Raw genomic sequence first — 17,926 nt, 5'->3', positions numbered from 1 at the left:
ACTAAAAAATAAAATTAAGTAAAAATATTCCTATGGTTAAACTACCCCAAATCAAAGCATTACCAATTGCATTAGCACCTTGGCAGCTGGTGCAGTTTTTGTACTTTTTTGTTTCATAATTAGCATAATATAGATAAAAAACAATAGCTAAAATATTTAAAATTGACCAATAGCTTATTATTGATGAGTTTATAGATTTTATGAAAAAAGTTGCTAAAAAAGTTAAAAATTCTAAAATAACAGAGATTTTAACAGCTAATAAAATCTTATCTTTAACAAAAGTTGTTGGACAAGCCTCTCCACTTCCATACTCTTTTATAAACTTTTTAGCCTCTTTTTTTGGAAGTTTATTTATAGGGAGTCCGCCAAAAGTAAAATCTATCTTTCTTTGAAGCCAAATCGCATCCTCTCCATCTACTGTTAAAAAATGCTGTTTATTATATCTATCAACATAAGATATTTTTATCTCTTTATATCTTTTTATATCAAATTTATGTCCAGGGATAGATTCATCCTCTTCTTGTGAATCTACAAGACCTTTATTAAAAAAGATAGTAGGGTTAATGAGTTCTATAAAATCATTATCTTTTTTATAAACTATAACTTTGAGTGGTATGCCAATTTGAATAGCAGCCAATCCTTTTAAATTGTTAGCTTTGCTAATTTTTTTCATCTCATCTAACAATTTAAAAAGATTTTCATCAAATTCTCTAACAACTCCACTTATTCGTAATAACTTGCTATCTGGATAAGTTAATATCTTTGAATCCATCATTTCCTTTCAAAATATGACAAAAAGCAAACGCTTTTTGTCAAAAATTAATGGTGGCTTTTTGCCACAACTTTTAACATTTTAAGATTTATAATAATAAATCTAATAAATTGATAAATTTTACAAGTTCTTAAAAATCTTTGAAACGGACCAGGAGCCATTGTTTCAAAAGTTTTACTATCATATGGTTTTATATTTTTCATTACATCTTCATATCCACTCATCATCTCTCCTTTATAAATTTATACGAAAATCTTATTCTGGTATTAATGTCCAACCTGGCTTAAGCTGTGCTTTCCACATAAACATATAATGTAAAATATGTTTAATCCAGTGTCCAGCAAGACCAATTTCACCAAATGTATATTCTGGGTCTCTACCAGTTCCTGGGTATTTTTCATAATCTGGTACAACAGGATATACTGTTAATGCTGCTGCTGTACCGCTCCAAGCACTCTTACCTGTACTTGCTACACAAGCTGCTCCCATTTCAGCCATTGAAGCATGATGACCTTTTGTTTTAACTTCATCAAGACTATATTTTCCTTGAATAACTTCAACAATTGTTTGTGCAACAGTTTTACCTATAATACCAGAAGGCATACCAGTTCTTGGAGGAGCTGGTGTTATAACAGTTCCATTAACAGATTTCATAGGTTTACTTATTGGATGAGGCGGAGCAAAAGCAATACCTACAGCAAATATATTATTATAATCTGGGTTTTGATAATATTTTGGCCAATCACTTGCTTTCCACTCTTCAAAAGGTTTTGCATTATAATCTGCATCAACTTTTAAAAATCCATTTGGAGCAAAAAGCTTACTTGTAATATCTTCGCCATTTTTATCATAAGCTTTTAATCCAACACCACTAAATGGAGGAATAAGCATCGCAAAATCAAAATCAAGTTCTCCTTCACTTCCATCAAGAAGTTCATAGTATGCTTTTCCAGGTTCCACTTTTTTAACAGCTGCGCCAGTTATCCAGTCAACTCCTCTTTCAAGAAATAGTGATTCAGCCATAATTTTACTTGAAGTTAAATATCCACCAAATGTGATATGAACACCAGCAACACCAAAATCACCTAAAAATTGCTCATTTGAGATCCACTGAATATCTGCTTTATCTCTGACTCCAGCTTTTCTTAGATTAAATTCTAGGTTAAAAATATATTCAAATGCAGCACCTTGACAAGTACATGTTCCATGTCCAGTACCTACTAAAAACTTTTGTCTTTCACCTTTTTTCATCTTTTCAATAGCTACTTGAAAAGCATCATTTGCTTGAGCAGCATGTTGATATGTACAAACAGAAAGTGTATGACCACCATCCGGTCCAAGCCCTTCAGTAGCACCAAAATTTAGTTTTGGTCCAGTTGCATTAATAAGATAATCATATGTAATCTCTTCAGTTTGGCCTTTTTTTGAAGGATCAGTATATTCAATAGTTACATATGGCTTCTCGCTTCCCTCTTTTCCCTCTGGATGGATCGATACAGCTTTTGCTTGTCTAAAATCTATTCCAGCTTTTTGATATACTGGAGCTAATTCAAAAATAACATCTTCTGGCTTCATTTCGCCAACGCCAACCCAAATGTTTGATGGAATCCAGTTCCATTTACTATTTGGAGATACAACTACAACTTCATGAGCATCACCTAGCCAATGTTTAGCAAAAGTTGCAGCAGTATGTCCAGATACGCCTGCACCAAGTACAACTAATCTTGCCATCTATACCCCTTTAAAATTTAAATTCGATAATTATTATATTCCTTTTATCTTTAAATAATTATTATAAAAACTAATGTCAAATTTATAATAATTATAAGTAAAAATTAAATAAATAGTTTATGAGATAAAGTTTATATAATCATTTTTGAAAGTAACATATCTATTTGCGGAATTATAAAGTTCTTGTACCTCTTCATCACTTAAGCTTCTTACAACTTTTGCTGGACTTCCCAAGATTAAACTTCTTGGCGGAAATTTTTTCCCGCCTGTTACCAAACTTCCTGCGCCAACTATTGATTCTTTTCCTATAACTGCTCCATCAAGTATTGTAGAGTTCATACCAATTAAACATGCATCTTCAATAATACATCCATGAAGCATTACTCTATGACCTACGGTCACATCATTGCCAATTATTGTTGGATATCCATCACTCATATCAGGATTTTTATAATGTGTGACATGAATCATAGATAAGTCTTGAATATTTGTTCTATCTCCAATTTTTATATAATGAACATCACCTCTAATAACACATCCAAACCAAATGGAGCTATCTTTTCCAATTTCTACATTTCCAATCACTGTAGAATCTGGTGCAATCCAAGCATTTTCTTTTATTTTCGGAAACCAATTTTTGTATCTTAATAGCATTTTTATCCTTTAATATTTAGTCATTGGACATTAGACATTAGACATTAGTAATTAGTAATTAGTCATTGGTCATTAGGAATTAGGAATTAGGAATTGGCCGCTTCACCTCTTACTTCCTATTCCACTTAAAACTAACCGAAAATCTTCGCTTGCATAGCTTACTTGATTTTCTTCAATGTAAACCAGCCTCTCAAATATTCGTCACGAAAAACCTTGTTTTTCGGACTCACATATATTCAAGGCTTTCGCTCGGGCGCAGAAGGCAAGCAGTTGCCTTCTTAAGCCTTTGGCTTGCCCTCGTTCACTTCTCCGCTATCCCGCTTCACAGCTTCACTCCTTATCACCTTCTCTACTACTTTATAGCTTTCTTACCTTCTAACTCTCTCTTTCTCACTAAAAATTTCTTACTTACCTTACTTTAACCACAAATCTTCATTCGCTCTTTGCTCATTTGATTTGTTTTTCGGTATACCAGCTGTTCGTATGCTTATCACTAAAATCCTTGATTTTAGGATTCGCATAAACTCACAGCTTGCGCTTGGGTACGCAAAACAAGCAGTTGTTTTGCTAAAGCTTCGCTTTACCCTCGCTAACTCTCCTTCAAAAGTCTTCTTGCAAGTTTTTTAGCTCTACTGACATTTGTTTTTTTATGGGTAGAGTAAAGCATATTTGTATACTCTTCCATAACAAGTTGTGAATTTATAGGTGTTTTTCCTTCTCTTTTTATATTGATATATTCTCCATTTTCTTGAAGTTCTCTGGCTAAAACATTATCATTTATTTGAAGATTTAATATTTCAAATAACTTTTCAGATATTTCATTATCATAAATAGGGGTCATTAACTCTATTCTTCTCTCTAAATTTCTTGGCATCCAATCAGCACTTGAGATGAATATTTGTGGTTTTGAGTGTTTAAAATAAAAAATCCTTGCATGTTCTAAATATTTTCCAACTATAGATATAACCCTTATGTTTTCACTAATATCTTTTACTTTTGGTCTAAGACAACATATTCCTCTAACTATTAGATCAATTTTTACACCTGCTCTTGAAGCTTTATAAAGTGCCACTATGACATCAGGATCAACTAATGAGTTCATTTTAGCTATTATTTTTCCTTCATTTCCTTTTTTAGTTTCATTTTCTATTAAGCTTAAAAGTTTTGGTTTTATTTGTGTTGGAGACATAAATAGTGTGTTTAATTTTCCTTTTTTTGAAAATCCTGTTAGATAATGAAAAAATCTAGTTGCATCATCAGTTATCTCTTTTTTTGAAGTAAAAAAGCTAGCATCTGTATATATTCTTGCAGTAGATGGATTGTAGTTACCTGTTGATAGATGAACAAACTGTTTTAATTTATCTCCCTCTTTTTTAATAATTTGAGCTATTTTTGCATGTACTTTAAATCCAGGTATTCCAAATATAACATGAGCTCCAGCATCTTCTAATGCTTTTGCCCAGATTAGATTATTTTCTTCATCAAATCTTGCTTTTAATTCAACCATTGCAGTTACTTGTTTACCGCTTTCAGCTGCTTCTATTAAAGCTTTTACAATAGGCGAATCTTTTCCTACTCTATATAGGGTCATTCTTATAGCTAAAACATTTGGATCTTTACTCGCCTCTTCTATAAATTTTACAACTGGATCAAAACTCTCATAAGGATGATATAAAAGAATATCTTCATGCTCAACTATACTAAAAATATCTTCTTGGTCAAGAGGTGGCAGTGTTTTTGGAGTAAATGGCTCAAATAGAAGATGGGCAAAACTTTTGTTTGAAACTATTTGCCAAAGACTGCCCATATTTAGAGGCATTTTATATTTGTATATATCATCTTTAAAGACTTGTATATGAGAATTTAAAAAATCAAGCAGATCTTCATCAACACTCTCTCCAATTTCAAGCCTTACAATTTCGCCTTTTCTTCTAAGTTTTAGTCCCTCTTCCAAAAGCTCCATAAAATCATCGGCTTCCTCTTCTTCTATCTCGATGTCGGCATTTCTTGTTACTCTAAAAGGTGCACTTGAAATAAGTTTATATCCCGGGAATAGGGAGCTTATATGTTCTTGAACAACAGATTCAATAGGAACATATGTATTGTCAATTTGTATAAATCTTGGTAAAACTCTTGGAATTCTAATAAGAGCATATTTTATATCATTTTCATTTTGAATATCTGCAAGTTTTATAGCAAGAGCAAAACTTAGATTGTTTAAATGAGGAAAAGGGTGTGTTGCGTCAACTGCAATAGGAATAATAACAGGATATAGTTGATTGAAAAAGTATTTATCTATCTCTTTTTTTGTATTATTATCTAAATCTTTATAATTTTTAATATAAAGTCCCTCTTTATTTAACTGCTCGATTATTTCAAAAAATGTTTTTTCAACTATCTCTTTTTCATTATGAAGATAGGCCCTTATTGCTTTTAATTGTGAAAGAGGAGACATCTTATCTGGGCCAGTAACTGAGACTCTTGATTTAAATAACTGCTTTAATCCAGCAACTCTTATCATATAAAATTCATCTAAATTTGTTCCATAAATTGCTATAAATTTTAATCTCTCAAGTAAAGGGTTTTCTTTTTTTTGGGCTTCTTCTAAAACTCTTGTATTAAATCTTAGCCAGGATAGTTCTCTGTTTATAAATAGTTTAGGATCTTTTAAATTTATCATTTTTAGATATCCTTATTTAGGTTTATTTAAAATTTTATCAAATTAAAGATAAAATTTTGTTATGAGATAAAAAGATAAGTTGTAAAAGTGTGAAGCGGTCAATTCTTAATTCCTAATGACCAATGTCCAATACAAAAGGAAATCTTATGAATATACATAATCTCATAGAAAAACATAAAAAATTTAAAGAGTTAGAGTTTAAAAAACATGAAAAACTTTTTATAGATTTAGCAAAAAAGGGTCAAAATCCAAAAACTCTATTTATTGGATGTAGTGATTCTAGAGTCATACCAAATCTTATAACAGGAAGTAAACCAGGAGATCTCTTTGTGCTTAGAAATGTAGGGAACTTTGTACCTCCATTTAAACCAGATTTTGATTTTCATGCTACTGCAGCAGCAATAGAGTACGCTGTTAGCGTTTTAGAAGTCAAAGATATTATAGTTTGTGGACATAGCTATTGTGGAGCATGTGAGAGTTTATATAAAGATATACCAGATTCTTTGGAACTTATCCATACAAAAAAATGGTTAGAAATTGGTAAACCAGCAAAAGAGGCAGCACTTGCAGAAGCAAAAAATGAAGATAAAGATGAGCTATTAAGAGCTACTGAAAAACTATCAATTTTAGTTCAACTGGAAAATCTTTTAACCTATCCAGAAGTAAAAAAGAGAGTAAAAGAAGAAAGACTTTTTCTTCATGGATGGTATTATAAAATAGAGTCTGGTGAAATAGAGTATTATGATAGTGAAGAAAAAGATTTTTTTCCTTTGGGATAAATTGCGTGTGATAAATGATAAGTTGATAGCTAAGAATTTAAAGGTAATAGATGTTTGAAAATATTATTTTAGCACTCTCTGGTCTTGGACTGTTTTTATATGCAATGATTCTTCTTGAAGAAGCAATGAGAGAGGCTGCTGGAAGAAGTTTTAAAAGAATTTTACAAGAATCTACAGGAACAATTTTCAAATCAATTCTTGTTGGAACAGTAACTACAGCTATTGTTCAAAGCAGCTCAATTGTCTCACTTATAGTTTTATCGTTAGTTGGCGCAGGACTTATGAACCTAAGAAGTGGAATTGGTGTAATATTTGGAGCAAATATAGGAACAACTTTTACTGCATGGCTTGTAGCGCTTTTGGGATTTAAATTAAATGTTGAAAGTTTTGCGCTTCCTATGGCAGGAATTGGTGGCTTTTTACTTCTGTTTTTTCAAGATCAAAAAAAACTTGCTGCATTAGCAAAGCTTTTAATTGCTCTTGGGATTTTGTTTTTAGGTCTTAATTTTATGAAAGAGAGTATGGATATATTTGCAAAAAGTTTTGATTTAAAAGAGTATGCAAATTATCCTATATATATAATGGTTATTATTGGTTTTGTTTTAACTGCCATTATTCAATCAAGTTCAGCTTCAACTGCTATATTTTTAACAGCCCTTCATTCAAATATTATAACTTTTGAGATGGCAGCAGCACTTACAATTGGTGCCAATGTGGGAACAACTATTACTGCAATGCTTGGAGCGATTGGAGGAACGCCAGATAAGAAAAGAATAGCAGCAGCACATTTTATATTTAATGTAGGAACAGCAATTTTAGCACTTCCTATATTATCTTTAATGGATAGATTTATTCTTGATATTTTAGGTTTGAGAAATGATTTAACTACTGGGTTAGCACTTTTTCATACACTTTTTAATGTTTTGGGAGTATTAATATTTTCACCATTTATTCCATATCTTTCAAAACTATTAAACAGATTTTTTACAAAAGTTGATGAGCCATTAGCAAAATATATAACAAAAGTTCCAACTGATATTCCAGAAGTTGCTATTGAAGCTTTGAAGAATGAAGCAGTACATCTATTTTATAATGTTTTAGAATTTGGTCTTTTTATTTTTAATGTTCGTCCAAAAGATGTACTTGTTGATAAGTTAAAAACTAAAGAGGTTTTAGAAAAAAATAGCGATATTTTAGATATTAACTATATAAAACTATATAAAAATTTAAAAAAATTGGAGATTTTAATAATTTCATATGCAAATGATATAAAATCAAAAGAGTTAAAAGAGGATGAGGTAAAAGCAGTAAATGATATAGTCTATTCTGTTGAGAGAATGATTTTTGCAGCAAAAACTCTAAAAGATATTAAAGATGATATTGATAATTTTGCATCTTCAGTTAATGAAAATGAGTATAGAATGTATCAGCATTTTAGAAAAAGAGTTGTAAAACTTTTTAAAAATTTAGAAAGAGTTTATGAAGGAGAAATTGAAAGAGCGGAAAAAATAGTACAGATTTATCATCAAATTTTAAATGATAATGAAGAGGCCTTGACTTCTATTGCACTATGGATAAAAGAGTATGACCTTGATGAAGAGACTGCAGCGACAATTTTAAATGTGAATAGAGCAATTTATCAAGCCTCAAAAAATCTCTTACAAAGTGCTGATAGACTCTTTTTACCAAATATTAATATTGTTGAAGAATAAAAAGTGGAATAGCAAGACAGGGTATAGGGTATAAGCGGAGAAAGTGTTAAGTTGTGAAGCAGTGAAATGGATAATGTCTAATAAGTTTTAGCTTCAAGTGATAAATTTCTAATTGAATGTTCTGAAAAATTACCAAATTTCACTCAGGCGAGTTGAAATTTTTAGTTGATTAACGCTTAAAAATTTTATTAAAAAGTGCAAACGCAAGCGCCCTTAGGGGTGAGTGCACTTTTTTGGCCTAAAGGCCAACATAAAATTTTCAAGCTGTCCGAGCCAAAGGCGACAACCCCGCAGCAAAGCGAGGACAAAATACAAAGCCTTTGTTCAATTTGTAATTTTTCAGAGGTTTCAATTCCAAATTACAATTCACGAATCACGAATTACGGATCACGAAATAAAGTGGCCAATTTCTAATGACTAATGACTATTGACTAATGACTAACCTCTTCTAAAGTCCCTTAATTTTCTCAATCTCATCTCTTAGTCTTGCAGCCTCTTCAAATTCAAGTTTTTTTGCAGCTTCATGCATAAGGCGTCTTAACTCTTTTATGATTTTTTCTTTCTCTTGTGGTGGGAGTTTTTCCATTTTTTTCTTTTTCTCATATAAAAAGTCTAAATCTTCTATTTTTAGATTTTCATCAAGTTTTCTTTTTACAGTTTTTGGAATAATTCCATGCTCTTTATTGTATGCTTTTTGTTTTTTTCTTCTATAAATAGTTGTTTTTATTGCATTATACATAGATTTTGTGATTTTATCTTTTAAATTTTCTAAAATATTTTCATCATCTACAACAATTTTTTCATCAATATTGTCAGCAAACATTAAAACTCTTCCATTGACATTTCTTGCTGCTCTTCCCATTGTTTGAATTAAAGATGTTTCACTTCTTAAAAACCCTTCCTTATCAGCATCTAATATTGCAACCATGCTAACTTCAGGAAGATCAAGTCCTTCTCTTAAAAGGTTTATACCTATTAAAACATCAAACTCACCTAGTCTTAGCCCTCTAATAAGCTGATTTCTCTCAATTGCATCAATTTCTGAGTGCATATATCTAACTTTCAATCCTAAATCTGCATAATATTTTGTTAGCTCTTCAGCCATCTTTTTGGTTAATGTTGTAACTAAGACTCTATTTTCTTTTTCTATCTCTTTTTTTATTTCATCATAAAGTGATTCAACTTGATATTTTGAAGGATAGAGTTCAACGATTGGGTCAAGAAGTCCTGTTGGTCTAATAATTTGTTCAGCTATTACTGAACTTAGTTTAATTTCTGTTTCTGCTGGAGTTGCAGATACAAAAAGATAGTGAGGTGCTTTATTGATAAACTCTTCAAATTTTAAAGGTCTGTTATCAAGTGCACTTGGAAGTCTAAATCCATACTCAACTAAAACCTCTTTTCTGCTTCTATCTCCTGCATACATACCTCTAAATTGGGGCAAACTTACATGAGACTCATCAACTATTAATAAAAAATCTCCCTTTTCTTGAAAATAATCAAGTAAAGAGTAAGGAGTCTCTCCTGGTTTTTTACCTGTTAAATGTCTTGCATAATTTTCTATTCCTTTGCATGTTCCTGTGGTTTCAAGCATCTCAAGATCAAACTCTGTTCTTTGTTTTAATCTTTGATACTCAAGTAGTCTATTTTCTTTTTTAAAAAACTCTAGTCTTTCTTCAAGCTCTTTTTCTATAGATTTTATAGCTTGGGCTAATCTATTTTGACCAACGATAAACTGATTTGCTGCATAAATAGTTATAGAATTTACATCTTTTAATTTTTTATTTGTTAATGTATCAAAATAGTAAATTGACTCTATCTCATCTCCAAAAAACTCAACTCTAATAGCTTCTTCTTCACTATAAGCTGGATATATATCAATTACATCTCCATTTACTCTAAAATCGCCTCTATCAAAAAATTTATCGTTTCTTTTATATCCCATCTCTACAAGGCGATAAAGTAGTGTTTTTTGATCTATTTCATGACCAATTTCAAGTTTTTGAACCATTTTTCTATATTCACTTGGATTTCCAAGTCCATAATTTGCACTAACACTTGCCACAACTATAACATCATCAAATTCAAGCAGACTTGCAGTTGCTGATAGTCTAAGACGCTCTAACTCATCATTTATAGAACTATCCTTTTCAATAAATAGATCTTGTCTTGGTAGATATGCCTCAGGTTGATAATAATCATAATAACTTATAAAATATTCCACATGATTTTTAGGGAAAAATCCTTTAAATTCACTATATAGCTGTGCTGCTAAAGTTTTATTGTGTGTCATTATAAGTGTTGGAAGCTGTAAATTTTCAATGATTTTTGCCATAGTAAAAGTTTTACCACTACCAGTAACTCCAAGAAGAGTTTGGTATCTATTGCCACTTTTTATAGATAATGTTAGTTTTTCTATTGCTTGAGGCTGGTCTCCAGATGGTTTAAAACTGCTTATAAGTTCAAATTTTGCCAATTTTTTCCTCTTTTAAAAAAATATTAACTAAAAATTGATAGAATTATAGCAAAGTTGAAAAAAACCTTAAAGAGCAAAAGGAAATATAGTGGAAAATGAAAATCTTTTAGAAAAACTAAATCAAAAAATTGAAGAGCTTTTGAAAAATTATCAGAGATTAAAAGAGGAAAATGAAAATTTAAGAAGGGAGCTTGTTACATGCAAAGCAAGCAATGAGGCCAAAGATGCTCAGATACAAAAACTGCAAGAAGATATTAATCTAAAAGATTTAGAGCTTGAAGAGATTGTTGAAAAAGTAGAAAAGATTTTAGGGCAATGAAAAAGATTTCAATAACAATATCTGGTAAAACATATGATATAAATGTTGATGATGCTTTTGCCAATCTTCTTGAAAATGCTATAAAAGAGGACCTAAATATTGAAGGAAACAACTCTGTTAAAACTCTTCTTGAAGCCTATCTCAAAAAAAATTATGAATGCTTTAAGTTGAAAAAAAAACTCACAGAACTTCTAAAAAAATTTGAAAAATCATCATTTCAGTAAAAATTTATCAAAAATATCCGATAATGTTTTTGACGGGAAGACCCGTTTAAAAATCATTACATAAAGGAGATGCGATGCGTAAGGCGTTTACTATGATCGAGCTGATCTTTGTGATCGTGATCATCGGGATTTTGGCTGCAGTTGCTTTACCAAGGTTAGCTGGTGTGCAAGATGATGCACTAATTTCTAGTGAAAAGAGTGGGATAGGGTCTGCAAGAAGTGCAGTTATTGCTATTAGAGGTAGAGCTCTTGCAAGAGGAACTGATTTTAATATAACAGTTGTTGATAAAGATGGAGATCAAGCGAATGTTTTGGTTGATTATGATTTTAATGGAACTGCTCCTGGAACTACAAATGTAGAGCTTTCATCAACAAAATATCCAATTCAATTAAGTACAACTAGTGCAGATTTTACAGATGGTGGTACTGCAAATGCAACACAAACTGCTGAAGGTTTAGATGGCGCGGCTTTAGCAATTGTTCTTGAACCAGATGGGAGAGAAAGATATAAAACTAAACAAGCTGATACAAATAGTACAGACACAAAAATAGTTGGTCCAGCTTCTACTACTGTTCAAGATAATACTGCTGAAATCAATGTAAATAAACATTGGCTATATAACGCAGCAAATGGTACATTCTCTTTACAAAATTCAGCATATTAATATAATATAAAAGTTAGAAGGATTTTTCCTTCTAACTTCAAAGTAGATTTATCATGAAAAAATCATTTACAATAATTGAACTGGTTTTTGTAATTGTTATCATTGGTATATTGGCTGCTATGGCTTTGCCGCGTTTTGTAGGAGTACAAAATGATGCGCTTGTTTCAGTTGAAAAGTCTGCAATAGGTGCTGCAAGGCAATCTCTTATATCCTTTAATGGATGGGCTATTTTACATCCAAAAGAGAGTAATATAACAGTAGAGATATATGATGAAAGAAATCAACCATATAATTGTGCTGTTATATTTTCAGATGAGAGATATCCTATAACAGTTACAGCAAAACAAAAAGGTGTTGATACAGATAATAATTGTACAATAGGTTCATCTACTCATATAGGTGAGTATAGAACACTTGCTCCATTAATGCTTGATCCATCAACTATTAAAGATTGGAATTCAACCAGAGTTGATGCAAGATTTGAAAATCTTAATGGCCCTGCTTCAAATTTTGTAGATGATGAACTATCAGAAATTCATCAAGGAATGTATTGGAGATATGACAATACAAATGGTTTTTTAGTAATAAAAAAATAACTTCTGCTATAATATCTCAAAAAATTTTGAGGTCTTTATGATACTTCTTGGTCACAATGGCGCTGGGAAAAGTACATTTATAAACTATCTACTTGGATTTTATGTTGATATAAAAGATCATCCATTTTTAGTAAATTTTAAAGATCATCTTTTAGATATAGATAAAAAAGATCTAGGATATGCGCCAGAAGCGGCTTTGCTTGATCTAAATATGAGCGCACAAGATTATTTTAATATGATGGCAAAACTAAGAGAAGTAAAAGAGTTTGATCCAATTGAGCTTTTAAAAAGTGTTGCTTTAGAGGTTGAACTTGATATGCCAATCAAAAAATATTCAAAAGGTATGAAACAGAGGCTTCTTTTAGCAATTGCTCTTCTTGGAAAGCCAAAAACTCTTGTTTTAGATGAGCCAACAAGTGGGCTTGACCCATTTGGAAGGCTAGAAATTGAAAAACTTTTGATAAAACTAAAAAACTCTCACGATTTTATTATATCAACACATTCACTTGATTTAGCTATGGCTCTAGAAGATGAAGTTTGGATACTTAAAGAGGGCAAAATTGAGTATAAAGGTTATCCAAAAGATATAGATGAGCTTGAAGAGCTTTTATTGATGTACAGACCAAAGAGGATACAATGAATAAGATATTTAGCATTATAAAATTTTTCTCAAAATCACTATTTAAAGAAAAAGCTACTATTTTATTTGTTATATTAGCAGTTGTTATGATAGTTATTGCCTTTGGACTTAGTGATATTGATATTGCAAGAAAATATAAACTTTTAGAAGATGTTCTTTTAACTTCACAGATGTTTTTGCTTCATATTGCAGCTCTGTTTTATAGTTTTGAGTTTTTACAAAAAGAGAGATCTCTTGGACTTTTTGTTTTACCGCTATCTACTGGGCTATCAAGGCAATATTATTTGATTTCAGTTTTTTTAACACTTCTTTTTATGGTTTTTTCTATTTTTTTATCTTTTTTTGTTATTGATACTATTTTATTATGGATATTAGAAAAAAAATTTGTTTTTGAAGTGTTATGGCAACTGTTTTTATACTCTTTATCATCAATAGTTTTATCTTTTTTAATTATAATGTTTTCAAATTTTGTATCTTTGATGAATTCAATCATTTATAGTGTTGCTCTATTTTTTATTGGAAATGGTTTGGATGAATTTTATATATATTCACACTATATAAAAAAAGAGAAAATATTAGAAAATTTATCATCTTTTTTTTATTATATTTTTCCAAATTTTTCTATTTTTGATAAGCAAGCTATTGTTGTAAATAGAGGATATATAGATTTTGGAGATTTTTTTGTTTATCCAGTTATATATTTTTCTATATTGAGTCTTATAATCTTTTCAATAACTCTATTAAAATATAAAAAGAGGGTTTTGCGTTTTGGTGAATAAGAAATTTTTCATTTTGCTTTTTATCATTTTTTTGATTTTTAACTATCTTTATCCAAAACCAAAAAAAGAGAAAATTGTTGTTAATGATATACTTTTTGCAAAGCCGCTTTTTTTTAGAGCACTGACAAACTATACTCATACATTAAGTGCTGATAAACTTTGGCTTTTGTCAAATACAGTTGGAGAAGTGGCTACTGGAAATAGTTTTGATGTTGATGAAATGGAGGTTTATGAGGCTTTTAAAACTATAATATTTATGGATCCATATTTTTATCCAGCTATAAATTATGCTGCAACATATCTTGCATCAATTAAAAAAAGAGTCGATTTAGCAACAGATTTGATAAAAAAGGCAAGACTTTTTAATAAAAATGATTTTAAGCTCTATTTTTTAGAGCTTATTTTGATTTTGACTTATGAAGATGAAAAAAATATTGACGATGATTATATTGTTAAATTAGCAAAAGAGGCTTCTCTTTTACCCGATAGTCAAAAGATTTTGGGTCGGATAGTAGTTAAAGATTGGGTAGAGGATATGCTAATTTATGCAAGAAATAAAAAAGGAAAAAGAGCTCAAGCTATAGAGGATTTAAAATGGCTTTTGAAAAACACAAAAGAGCCTGTGAAAAAGGCTGAGATAAAAAGGAAGTTAGAAGAGTTGAAAAGAAGCTGTGAAGCAGTAAAGGGGTAAAGCTGTGAAGCGGAAAAGGATGAAGGATGAAGGATGAAGGTATAAGGGTTTAGTGATGGTGGATAGTGATAGTTTAACATTAACACTATCACTATCACTAATTCCCAATGTCTAATGTCCAATGACCAATGTCAAAATATGGAGATACATTTGCAAAAAAAATATTATGAAATTGCTATTGCTTCAAAACCTTTAAAATTTACATATTATTCTTATAAAGATTTAAAAGAGGGAGATTTAGTTGAGATAAAAATAAAATCAAAAATATATAAAGGTTATATATTAAAAAAAACTACTAAGCCAGATTTTGAGTGTAAAGAGATTGAAAATATTACAGATTTTTATCTTCCAAATGATTATATAGAGATTGCTAAATTTATATCAACATACTATTTTTGCTCGATAGGTGAAGCGTTAGGTCTTTTTGTTCCATTTAAAAAAATAAAAAAAATAAAAGAAAATTCCTTCAACCTTCAACCTTCAACCTTCAACCTATCAATTAAACAAGAAGAGGCTCTAAATTTTTTAAAATTACATCAAACATCTCTTCTTTTTGGAGATACAGGAAGCGGTAAGACTGAAATATATATAGAATATTTTAAAGAGATTATAAATAGTGGAAAAAGTGCGATATTTTTAATGCCTGAAATTTCATTGACTCCTCAAATGGAAGAGAGATTAAAAAAACATTTTAAAAATAGTGTTGCAATTTGGCATAGTAAAATATCAAAAAATAAAAAAGAGAAAATTTTAGAAGATATTTATAGTGGAAAGATTAAACTTATTGCAGGGCCAAGAAGTGCTCTTTTTTTACCAATGGAAAATTTAGGACTTATAATAGTTGATGAAGAGCATGATGATAGCTATAAAGCTCACAATAGACCAAGATATAATGCAAAAGATTTGGCTGTTTATTTTGGGAAAAAATTAAATATAAATGTTGTTTTAGGAAGTGCCACACCATCGCTATCTTCATATAAAAATTATCCTCGTTTTAGGTTAAAGGGGAGCTTTTATAAAGGAAAAAAAGATTTTATTTGGGATAACTCAACTTTTACCCTATCACCTATAGTATTAGAAAATATAGAAAAAACATTGAAAGCGAAAAAACAAGCTATCATATTTTTGCCAACAAGAGGAAATTTTAAATATCTAATATGCCAAGATTGTGGTGAGAGTGTTAAATGTCCATTTTGTGATGTTGGGATGAGTCTGCATTTTGATAAGAATGCTCTTGTTTGTCACTATTGCAATTTTGCCCAAAGAATTCCAAAAGAGTGTCCAAAGTGCCACTCACCAAATCTTCAAACATGTAGAATAGGGACTACTGAGATTAAAGAGGAGCTTGAAAAGATTTTTCCAGAGGCAAAAATAGAAAAATTTGATAAAGATGTGATAACTACTCAAAAAAAATTGGAAAAAATTTTAAAAGAGTTTTCTCAAAAAAAGATTGATATTTTAGTTGGAACTCAGATGCTCTCAAAAGGGCATGATTATCCTGATGTATCACTTTCTGTGATTTTGGGAATCGATTATATTTTAAATATGGCTGATTTTAGAGCGAGAGAGCGAGCAGTTAACCTTTTTATTCAGATTGCTGGAAGAAGTGGTAGAAAAGAGGAGGGAAAAGTTATCATTCAGACAAAAAATAGAGATTTCTTTGAAAAATATCTTGATTTTGAAGATTTTATAAAAGATGAGTTAAAATTTAGAGAAGATTTTTATCCGCCTTTTAAAAGATTGGCACTTATAAATTTTTCACATAAGAATAGAGAATTTGCAAAAGAGAATATGCAAAATATGCTAAACAGTCTAAAAAAATTTAAAGATATTGAGATAGTTGGTTTTGGTGAAGCTCCTATTGAAAAAATTGCTAATAGATTTAGATTCAATATACTTCTTAGAAGCTCTTCTGCAAAAGCTTTGATAGTTGCTATAAATGTTTCGAAAACTTCTTTAGCTGAAGTTGATATGGATCCAGTTAATATTATTTGATATAATAACCTTAAAAAAATTTTAAACTTTTAGAGGTATAGATGGAAAATAGATATCCAACAAAAAAGATATATGTAGGAGATGTTGCAATTGGAGGGGATGCTCCAATTTCTGTTCAATCAATGACTTTCTCTAAAACAAGAGAGGTAAAGGAGACAGTGGAACAGATTAAAAGGCTTCATTTTGCAGGATGTGATATTGTAAGAGTTGCTGTACCTGAAATGGAAGATGCCTTGGCTTTAAAAGAGATAAAAAAGCAGATAAGCCTTCCTCTTGTTGCTGATATCCATTTTAATTATCGCCTTGCTTTAATAGCTGCTGAGGTTGTTGACTGTATTAGGATAAATCCTGGAAACATTGGAAATAGAGAGAGGATTAAAGAGGTCGTAAAAGCTTGTAAAGAAAGAAACATTCCTATTAGAATAGGAGTAAATGCAGGAAGTTTAGAAAAAGAGATAGAAGAAAAATATGGACCAACAAGTGAAGCTATGGTTCAAAGCGCACTTTATCATATAAAACTTTTAGAGGATTTAGATTTTACAAATATAAAAGTTTCAATGAAAGCAAGCGATGTTGAGAGGACTGTTGAAGCTTATAGAAAATTAAGACCATTGGTACCTTATCCATTTCATCTTGGAGTAACTGAGGCTGGAACAATTTTTCATGCAACTATAAAATCTGCTATAGGAATTGGCTCACTTTTGCTTGATGGAATTGGAGATACTATAAGAGTTTCTATCACGGGGGAGCTTGAAAAAGAGGTTGAGGTTGCAAGAGCTATAATAAAAGATACTGGAAGAAGCCAAGAGGGAGTAAATATCATATCTTGTCCAACATGTGGAAGAATTGAAGCTGATTTAGTAAAAGCTGTAGCTGAAGTTGAAGAGAAAACAAAACATATAAAAAAGCCTTTAAATATATCGGTAATGGGATGTGTTGTTAATGCGATAGGTGAAGCAAAACATGCTGATGTAGCTATAGCATATGGAAAGGGAAGCGGGCTTGTTATGGTAAAAGGAGAAGTAGTAGCAAAACTGCCAGAAAACGAGCTTGTTGATAGATTTTTACAAGAAGTGGAAAAGATGGCTAAAGGAGAGAGTTAAAAAGTGAGAGAGTCATTAGTCATTGGTCATTAGTCATTAGTAAAAAATTTCATAGAAAATAGTGATAGTAGTATAAGAATAGGTGAGTAAGATTTAATAATTTTGCTATA

At 30.5% G+C, this 17,926-nt stretch carries 17 protein-coding genes; 11 read left to right on the top strand and 6 right to left on the bottom strand.

What is annotated here, in order from left to right; translation table 11 throughout:
* Nucleotide 1: 1 nt before the first annotated feature.
* The 5 genes from QML81_RS01655 to QML81_RS01635 all read right to left on the bottom strand — a co-directional run bounded on the left by QML81_RS01655 (nt 2) and on the right by QML81_RS01635 (nt 5,837).
* Nucleotides 2-772: a peptide deformylase gene (locus QML81_RS01655; protein WP_281951454.1), complete on the bottom strand. Its 771-nt coding sequence runs from the start codon at nt 770-772 to the stop codon at nt 2-4.
* Between the two features lie 47 nt (nt 773-819).
* A complete protein-coding gene (locus QML81_RS01650; protein WP_281951453.1) occupies nt 820-996 on the bottom strand; it encodes a hypothetical protein in 177 nt (58 codons plus the stop codon).
* Between the two features lie 31 nt (nt 997-1,027).
* The gene (locus QML81_RS01645) at nt 1,028-2,503 is read right to left on the bottom strand and encodes an NAD(P)/FAD-dependent oxidoreductase (protein ID WP_281951452.1); all 1,476 of its coding nucleotides are present in this window, start codon (nt 2,501-2,503) and stop codon (nt 1,028-1,030) included.
* A 117-nt stretch (nt 2,504-2,620) separates the two neighbouring features.
* The gene (locus QML81_RS01640) at nt 2,621-3,157 is read right to left on the bottom strand and encodes a gamma carbonic anhydrase family protein (protein WP_281951451.1); all 537 of its coding nucleotides are present in this window, start codon (nt 3,155-3,157) and stop codon (nt 2,621-2,623) included.
* Between the two features lie 589 nt (nt 3,158-3,746).
* Nucleotides 3,747-5,837, bottom strand: coding sequence for an RNA degradosome polyphosphate kinase (locus QML81_RS01635; RefSeq protein ID WP_281951450.1), 2,091 nt, complete (start codon nt 5,835-5,837; stop codon nt 3,747-3,749).
* Between the two features lie 146 nt (nt 5,838-5,983).
* On the opposite strand from QML81_RS01635, the gene QML81_RS01630 reads away from it, so the two are divergent.
* Both QML81_RS01630 and QML81_RS01625 read left to right on the top strand, forming a co-directional pair.
* The gene (locus QML81_RS01630) at nt 5,984-6,616 is read left to right on the top strand and encodes a carbonic anhydrase (RefSeq protein WP_281951449.1); all 633 of its coding nucleotides are present in this window, start codon (nt 5,984-5,986) and stop codon (nt 6,614-6,616) included.
* A gap of 50 nt (nt 6,617-6,666) precedes the next feature.
* The gene (locus tag QML81_RS01625; RefSeq protein ID WP_281951448.1) at nt 6,667-8,328 is read left to right on the top strand and encodes a Na/Pi cotransporter family protein; all 1,662 of its coding nucleotides are present in this window, start codon (nt 6,667-6,669) and stop codon (nt 8,326-8,328) included.
* Between the two features lie 448 nt (nt 8,329-8,776).
* Here the strand turns inward: QML81_RS01625 and uvrB are convergent, their stop codons facing one another.
* Complete coding sequence (uvrB, locus tag QML81_RS01620) at nt 8,777-10,804, bottom strand: excinuclease ABC subunit UvrB (protein ID WP_281951447.1); 2,028 nt, start codon at nt 10,802-10,804, stop codon at nt 8,777-8,779.
* Nucleotides 10,805-10,892: 88 nt separating this feature from the next.
* On the opposite strand from uvrB, the gene QML81_RS01615 reads away from it, so the two are divergent.
* The 9 genes from QML81_RS01615 (at nt 10,893) to ispG (ending at nt 17,816) form a co-directional block, all read left to right on the top strand.
* Nucleotides 10,893-11,123, top strand: coding sequence for a hypothetical protein (locus QML81_RS01615; protein ID WP_281951446.1), 231 nt, complete (start codon nt 10,893-10,895; stop codon nt 11,121-11,123).
* Nucleotides 11,120-11,347 (top strand): hypothetical protein, encoded by a 228-nt coding sequence (locus tag QML81_RS01610; protein ID WP_281951445.1) that lies wholly within the window; start codon nt 11,120-11,122, stop codon nt 11,345-11,347. Before QML81_RS01615 ends, QML81_RS01610 begins: the two co-directional genes overlap by 4 nt.
* Before the next feature lie 92 nt (nt 11,348-11,439).
* Entirely contained in the window at nt 11,440-12,012 is a 573-nt protein-coding gene (locus QML81_RS01605; protein ID WP_425596322.1) for a type II secretion system protein, read from the top strand.
* Nucleotides 12,013-12,065: 53 nt separating this feature from the next.
* Complete coding sequence (locus QML81_RS01600; protein WP_281951443.1) at nt 12,066-12,608, top strand: type II secretion system protein; 543 nt, start codon at nt 12,066-12,068, stop codon at nt 12,606-12,608.
* Between the two features lie 37 nt (nt 12,609-12,645).
* Nucleotides 12,646-13,248 carry an ATP-binding cassette domain-containing protein gene (locus QML81_RS01595; protein ID WP_281951442.1) on the top strand — a complete coding sequence of 201 codons (603 nt, stop codon included), beginning with the start codon at nt 12,646-12,648 and terminating at the stop codon, nt 13,246-13,248.
* A complete protein-coding gene (locus QML81_RS01590; protein WP_281951441.1) occupies nt 13,245-14,027 on the top strand; it encodes a hypothetical protein in 783 nt (260 codons plus the stop codon). The genes QML81_RS01595 and QML81_RS01590 overlap by 4 nt, the downstream gene beginning before the upstream one ends.
* Entirely contained in the window at nt 14,020-14,718 is a 699-nt protein-coding gene (locus QML81_RS01585) for a hypothetical protein (RefSeq protein ID WP_281951440.1), read from the top strand. The genes QML81_RS01590 and QML81_RS01585 overlap by 8 nt, the downstream gene beginning before the upstream one ends.
* 150 nt (nt 14,719-14,868) lie before the next feature.
* Nucleotides 14,869-16,713, top strand: coding sequence for a primosomal protein N' (locus tag QML81_RS01580; protein WP_281951439.1), 1,845 nt, complete (start codon nt 14,869-14,871; stop codon nt 16,711-16,713).
* A 41-nt stretch (nt 16,714-16,754) separates the two neighbouring features.
* Nucleotides 16,755-17,816 (top strand): flavodoxin-dependent (E)-4-hydroxy-3-methylbut-2-enyl-diphosphate synthase, encoded by a 1,062-nt coding sequence (gene ispG / locus QML81_RS01575; protein WP_281951438.1) that lies wholly within the window; start codon nt 16,755-16,757, stop codon nt 17,814-17,816.
* The last annotated feature ends 110 nt before the right edge of the window (nt 17,817-17,926 follow it).

It is taken from the genome of Nitrosophilus kaiyonis (genome assembly GCF_027943725.1).
GTDB lineage: Bacteria > Campylobacterota > Campylobacteria > Campylobacterales > Nitratiruptoraceae > Nitrosophilus_A > Nitrosophilus_A kaiyonis.
This window is presented reverse-complemented; position numbering and strand designations above follow the sequence as displayed.